Consider the following 6338-nt stretch of genomic DNA (forward strand, 5'->3'; position numbering starts at 1 on the left):
TTGTTTTTTTGAATCAATCCGGTTTAGATATTTAAAAAAACCGATTCAAATCGGGAGAGAGGAGTGTTGTCTAAAAATATTTACAAAAAATGTTTGACAAAAGTTCTGGTACTCTGGCTATAGGGTTTCTTATTTCATTGTTCATAAATCCTGAGAACTATCCTCTTCTATTGGTCTGCATTTTTATTCAAAAAATCAACTGTTCATTAAACTTACATCATTTACCTGATTTGATCTTAAAAAAGGAAAATTTTAATTTTCTGAGATTACAAGCAAAATTACAGATAGGTTTTGAATCTGGGTTTTATTCAGGAGGTCGGGGTATGGTTGCAGGGAATCGTTGATTGGGCTTGTGTACAGATTCTTAATGCAGTGGAGTGTAAAGACCGGCAAACTGTCTGAGCAACAGCGAGTTTTTGCCGGTTAGCGCAACGGAATTTAGAAGCTGTAAGAAGTTCAATCGGATTCATCGCAAGCATGCCCTGGCCGGGTTAAAGCTAAATCACTATCTTAAAACCTGTGTTTTTAACAAATAATTATGAGTAATTTCTTATTTTATATTTGGTTACCCTGGGAAATTTCGACTCAAATATTTTGACTCAAATATTGACAGTTTTTTAATGCTGTGATATTTGAGTAAGGTTTATAGTCCTTAAGAGACTATTTAGGAATTCAAACTACAGGATTAAACTACAGGATTATTATTATGATTTGTACAACTATTAGGGAAGGTGACGACTGCGTATTCATGACAGCAAAAGGCTGTAGCTATAATGAAGGCGCCTGCCTCCCCATCATTGACGACTGCAAAGGATGCAGGAGAGCTTCAGAATTTGAAGCAGGTGTATATTGCACTGCCGCTCCTGATCCATCATTAAAATGGGAAACTGGAAATTGCAATTTTGCTACCCATATTAAAACCGCTTCAGCTACTAAAAAACAAAAGATTAATCCGATCAAAGCATCCAAAAGAAGATAATCTTTAATATATCAGTTTTATTTAAACTCTGTGGTTTCCGTCTTAATAAAGCTGCGGAGTTTTTTTTAGGTTCAAAGGCTGGCTTTAATGAATTGTTTTAAGGTTTGTTTATCAATCAACCATTTTAAAAGAGTGAATTATGAATCCTATTGCACAAGAACTAAACGAAATTATTAATGGATCCAATCCCCACATTTTTGAAATGCTTTCTGATATGGGAAAAGCCCTGTATTTTCCAAAAGGCATCCTAAGTCAGAGTGCTGAAGCCAAACTAAAAGCAGATAAAATTAATGCGACAATCGGTATTGCCAAGGAAGGAAACAGCGTATTAAGTCTTTCTTCAATCACAAAATACATTAAAGATATTGAACCGGATAACTATTTGCCTTATGCACCCTCGTTTGGAGTTTTGGAACTTCGAAACAAATGGAAAACCGACCTTTATAAAAAAAATCCTTCCCTTAAAAATAAAAAAATCAGTCTGCCTGTTGTGACTTCGGGTATCACTCATGGCGTCAGCATACTGTCTGATATGTGGGTAGACAAAAATGATGTGATTGTTCTGCCGGATATGATGTGGGGCAATTACAATATGACCTTTTGTGTCAGAAATAGCGGGCGCATTGTTCATTACAAAGCCTATGATGATCTATTGACCCGGTTTAATATAGATTCTTTTGAAGAAGTGATCCGTGAACAGGCAAGGGAAAATGATAAAATTGTCACGGTTTTAAATTTTCCCCATAACCCAAGCGGATATTCTCTGAGTGTATCCGAGGCCCAGAGGGTGGCAGGTATTCTCATCGATATAGCACGGCAGGGGACCAATGTGGTTGCCGCCTGTGACGATGCTTATTTCGGGCTTTTCTTTGAAGAACAAACCAGCAAAGAATCCATATTTACCCAGCTTGCAGGCGCAGACAAGCGCCTTGTCGCTGTTAAACTTGACGGAGCCACAAAAGAAGACTATGTCTGGGGATTCAGAACAGGCTTTATTACCTATGGTGTTTTTGGTAATAATGATAATGTACTTGAAGCACTGGAAAAGAAGACTGGCGGATGTATCAGGGGAAACATTTCCAATTGTTCTCACTTAAGTCAGACCATTCTTTTAAAATCCATGGCTGACGAAAACTATGAAGCCTATAAAAAAGAAAAATTTGAGCTTCTTAGAAATCGGGCATTAAAAATGAAAGAGGTCTTAAAAGACCCGAAATTCAAGGATGCCTTTGATGTCTATCCATTCAACTCCGGCTATTTCATGTGTATCCGGCTCAAGGATGTAGATGCAGAACGCTTAAGAATCCATCTTCTTGAGAATTATGGAACCGGTTTGATTTCCATTGGTAAGAAAAATATCCGGGTGGCATTTTCCTGCCTTGAAGAGAATGATGTGGAAACATTGTTTGATATAATATTGAGCGGTATTAATGACCTTAGAAAAGGTTAATGGTCATGGGTTTCAGAGAAAAGATCGGTTCAGGGGATATTGCAGTTGCAGGAAAATGGCTGTTCTACTTTGTCTTAATCGGCATTATTGCCGGTTGCGGCGCCATTGTTTTTCACTATTTATGCGGACTGGGCATGCATTATTTTCTGGATCTGATGGCGGGATACAGACCGGGATCTCCGGCAGGCGAACATCTTCTTTTGCCCCACACCCAAACCCCTTTTAATAGATGGATACTTTTAGTTCTACCGGCTTTGGGCGGTTTAATAAGCGGCTGGCTCGTTTACACCTTTGCCCCTGAAGCCGAAGGTCATGGAACAGATGCAGCCATTGATGCATACCATCATAAAGGCGGACTGATTCGTGGCAGGATTCCAATAATCAAAACCATTGCTTCCACCTTAACATTGACAACAGGTGGCTCCGGGGGCAGGGAAGGGCCTATTGCACAAATCGGTGCTGGCTTTGGATCTTTTCTGGCCACCAAATTCAAACTTTCCGAAAGAGAAAGAAGAATCATGATGGCTGCCGGTATTGGTGCCGGCGTCGGATCCATATTCCGTGCCCCTCTGGCCGGTGCGCTTTTTGCTGCTGAAGTTCTCTACCGTGATCCTGATTTTGAATCGGAAGTCATCATCCCTGCCGGTATCTCCTCTGTTGTTGCCTATTGCACTTTTTGTCTTGTTTTCGGATGGGGTTCTTTATTTGATTCTCCCAATTTTAAATTCCAAAACCCATTGGAGTTGGGACCATATCTCGTTCTTGCCGGTGTGCTTGTCGTGACGGCGATTCTTTACATTAAAGTGTTCTATGGAGTGATTGGTCTGTTTAAAAAAATGTCAATTCCCAACCATTTCAAACCGGCTCTGGGTGGTTTAGTTACGGGTATCATTGGCTTTTTTCTTCCCTATACCCTTTCATTTGGCTATGGAATTACCCAACAGGCCATTTTCAACCAGGTGGCCATCCCCACTCTGATTGCATTGGCCCTGGGCAAAATATTTACCACATCATTTTCCATTGGCTCCGGTGGCAGCGGCGGCGTATTCGGCCCATCCATCGTGATAGGAGGCGCCATGGGAGGGGTAGTCGGAAAACTCTTTCATCTGCTTATCCCCTCGGTTGTCACTAGCCCTGGTTCATTTGTTATTGTCGGTATGGCCGGCTTTTTTGCAGCTGCGTCCAACACACCGATTTCAACGATAATTTTTATCAGTGAGATGACCAACTCATACCACTTATTATTACCAAGTCTTTTGGTATGTTCCATCAGTTATTTATTATGTCAGAAATGGACTATCTTTGAAAATCAGGTCAAATCCAGAATTGATTCTCCTGCTCATGCTGGTGAATTTATGATGGATATTCTTCAAACCATAAAAGTTGAAAATTTAAGGCACCTGATCAAAGAGGTCAGATGTGTGAATGAAGACATGGCATTCAGTGAATTTAAAAAAATATTCTCAAGCACAAAACAACACTATTTTCCCGTTATCAACACCAAGGGTGATTTATCAGGCATTTTTTCCTCCAATGATATCAGAGAAGTTATTTTTACACTCCATATAGAACAATTGGTTGTCATGAAAGATATCATGGTGTCTGATCTGATTTTCACCACACCGTCGGAAGATTTGAATACAACACTTTTAAAGCTGACTCAAAAAAACATTGATGCTTTACCCGTTATGGAAAAAGAGGATTCAGGCAGGTTGATAGGTTTGATTTACAGACGTGATATTATCTCATATTACAATGACCACATCAAAAAAATAAAAGATCACGAATAATTTACTTTTTTTAAAAACAGCCCGTGAGCAGGGGCTGTCGGACCGGCCTTTGTCCTGTCCTTTGCTTCGAGTATTTTGTTAAACTCATGTGGTGTTATTTTGTTTAACCCTGTAAGGACAATGGTACTGATGAGGTTTCGTACCATGTACTTTAAAAATCCTTTGGCACAAATTTTAAATACAAGCCTGCTATTGCCCAAGTGACTGATATTGGAAAAAAAAACTTCCCGAATGGTAGAAGAGCGCGGGCTTCCTGTATTTTCAAAAGACTTAAAATCAAAAATTCCTGTAATTGCCTGACAACACTGACTCATTGCCTCCATATCGAGAGGGTGTCGAATGTGCCATTGGTATAACCTGTCTATGGCACAAGGATCTTCCCTGTTTAAAATAAAATACTGATATTCTTTGGAAACAGCATTGTACCGGGCATGGAAATCATCATCCACGATGCAGCACTTTCTGATCACAATGGGGTGTTTGATCAGGCTGTTCACCCCCTTTTTAAGATCCGGGGGAAGGATACCCGTATCCGCATGAAAATTTGCAACCTGCCCAAAGGCGTGGACCCCGGTATCAGTTCGGCCTGATCCTGAAATCTCGATTTTCTGGTTCAAAATTTTACTTAAAACTTTTTCAATTTCACCTTGAACGGTTTTCTTGTCTTTTTGTCTTTGCCAGCCAAAAAATTTAGTACCGTCATACTCAATAATAATTTTAAAATTCTTCTTCATTCTTGTCTAAAAAGTCGGCAAGTTTTTTATTGGCTTTAAGAATGGTAAAAGACAATTGATTAGCTGTATTCGAGCCAAGAATTTTTGTATATTTCAGATATAATTTTTTGTAGGAAACTGCAATAGATCCTTTTAATTCAAGGCCTTTTTTGCTTGGAAATATAAAAGCAGCTTTTCCTTTAGTTGTACGTTTAACCATCCCCTTTTTTTCAAGTGCATCAACAAACCGTGTGATGGTGGAAGGTGTCAGATGAAGATGACGGCTTAAGTCTTTCGGACTGATTCCTGGTGTATCATAAACCAGCAGCAGCAGCGATGCATGGGCAGGAGAGAGGTTTAAATGCTTAAACTCTTTCTCTGCAATTTTTAATAAATACCGGGACAAGGCATTGGTATTAAAAAACAGACAGCTTTCTAAAAAATTTTCATTGGTTTCCATGACCACCTCAAAAAAATGTATACTTGCATATGCAATTATTATATCTACACCTTTATGTCAACCCAAGAATGCCTATCCTTGATTCCGGTTGGTGTGGAGTGCTGTCCATCCGATTGAACTATTCTTACAGGTTCTAAATTCCGCTGCACTAAACGGCAAAACTCGCTTCGCTCAAACAATTGCCGTTCTTAACGTTCCGCTGCATTAATAACCTGTACAGAATAGCAATCAACGATTCCCAACCCCACACACCCAACCTCCCCAAAGCACCACAGACCCAACTCTGTATTATGCTTGTTGATGTAAAAAAAACACTGGAGCCTTGGCTTTATCAGTAAGTCCGTTTTCTCATATACTTGGATTTTTAATATTTATTTACAGGTATTTTTAAAATTGTTACGAAATGATTACTTGCAATCCAAATATGATGGAAATACAATCAATAATATTTAAATAGTGCCTGACCGAAAACCCCGTATTTGGGCGAAAAGTTGCCCATATACAAGGCGCAAAAAATCTTGAAACCGGAGTGTACTACTGTACATGAGGCCCGATTTATAATTTGGCAGGATTTTGCAGCAACGCAGTAGATGGGTGAGTTTTTGTTCAAACACTAACTAACCAAAACAAAGGGGGAATTCATGGCTAAAGGAAGAGATACTCAAAAAAAAGTTAAAAAAAAATCAGAAAAAACGTTGAAAGAAAAGCGCAAAGAGAAGAAAGCCAAAAAGGGGAAGATTTAATATTGTAATCAAATGATTTTTAAGACTGATAAGACCTTCAGGGCTTGATTCCCATGGTGTTCAATGAAGAAAAACGATTACGAACAAACGGCAATTACATAACACAAGTTGTTGCAGCCGACCAGGTAAATATCCTGGCCCTGAGGGCCAGGCTTTGGGTTTACCCCTGGAAGGGGATTAGTATGCCTTGGCCCCCTGAGGGG

General features: G+C 39.5%; 5 protein-coding genes. 3 read left to right on the forward strand and 2 right to left on the reverse strand.

Going from position 1 to position 6338, the window contains the following annotated elements; genetic code table 11:
- Nucleotides 1-706 precede the first annotated feature (706 nt).
- The 3 genes from QAI40_RS16400 to QAI40_RS16410 all read left to right on the forward strand — a co-directional run bounded on the left by QAI40_RS16400 (nucleotide 707) and on the right by QAI40_RS16410 (nucleotide 4219).
- A complete protein-coding gene (locus tag QAI40_RS16400) occupies nucleotides 707-979 on the forward strand; it encodes a PxxKW family cysteine-rich protein (RefSeq protein WP_299983808.1) in 273 nt (90 codons plus the stop codon).
- 139 nt (nucleotides 980-1118) lie between these two features.
- The gene (locus QAI40_RS16405) at nucleotides 1119-2429 is read left to right on the forward strand and encodes an aminotransferase class I/II-fold pyridoxal phosphate-dependent enzyme (protein WP_299983810.1); all 1311 of its coding nucleotides are present in this window, start codon (nucleotides 1119-1121) and stop codon (nucleotides 2427-2429) included.
- 5 nt (nucleotides 2430-2434) lie between these two features.
- Nucleotides 2435-4219, forward strand: a complete 1785-nt coding sequence (locus QAI40_RS16410; protein ID WP_299983812.1) for a chloride channel protein — start codon at nucleotides 2435-2437, stop codon at nucleotides 4217-4219.
- On the opposite strand, the gene truA is transcribed toward QAI40_RS16410, so the two are convergent.
- The gene (gene truA, locus QAI40_RS16415; RefSeq protein WP_299983815.1) at nucleotides 4210-4953 is read right to left on the reverse strand and encodes a tRNA pseudouridine(38-40) synthase TruA; all 744 of its coding nucleotides are present in this window, start codon (nucleotides 4951-4953) and stop codon (nucleotides 4210-4212) included. The two genes, QAI40_RS16410 and truA, sit on opposite strands and share 10 nt — an antisense overlap.
- A complete protein-coding gene (locus QAI40_RS16420) occupies nucleotides 4937-5392 on the reverse strand; it encodes a MarR family winged helix-turn-helix transcriptional regulator (protein WP_299983817.1) in 456 nt (151 codons plus the stop codon). The genes truA and QAI40_RS16420 overlap by 17 nt, the downstream gene beginning before the upstream one ends.
- Nucleotides 5393-6338 lie beyond the last annotated feature (946 nt).

Origin of the sequence: Desulfobacula sp., from assembly GCF_030611305.1 — a bacterium.
Classification (GTDB): domain Bacteria; phylum Desulfobacterota; class Desulfobacteria; order Desulfobacterales; family Desulfobacteraceae; genus Desulfobacula.

Excerpts from the sequence above, each read along its gene's own strand:
- truA (WP_299983815.1), bottom strand. The coding sequence starts at position 4,953 with ATGAAGAAGAATTTTAAAATTATTATTGAGTATGACGGTACTAAATTT.
- QAI40_RS16405 (WP_299983810.1), top strand. The coding sequence starts at position 1,119 with ATGAATCCTATTGCACAAGAACTAAACGAAATTATTAATGGATCCAAT.
- QAI40_RS16400 (WP_299983808.1), top strand. The coding sequence starts at position 707 with ATGATTTGTACAACTATTAGGGAAGGTGACGACTGCGTATTCATGACA.
- QAI40_RS16410 (WP_299983812.1), top strand. The coding sequence starts at position 2,435 with ATGGGTTTCAGAGAAAAGATCGGTTCAGGGGATATTGCAGTTGCAGGA.
- QAI40_RS16420 (WP_299983817.1), bottom strand. The coding sequence starts at position 5,392 with ATGGAAACCAATGAAAATTTTTTAGAAAGCTGTCTGTTTTTTAATACC.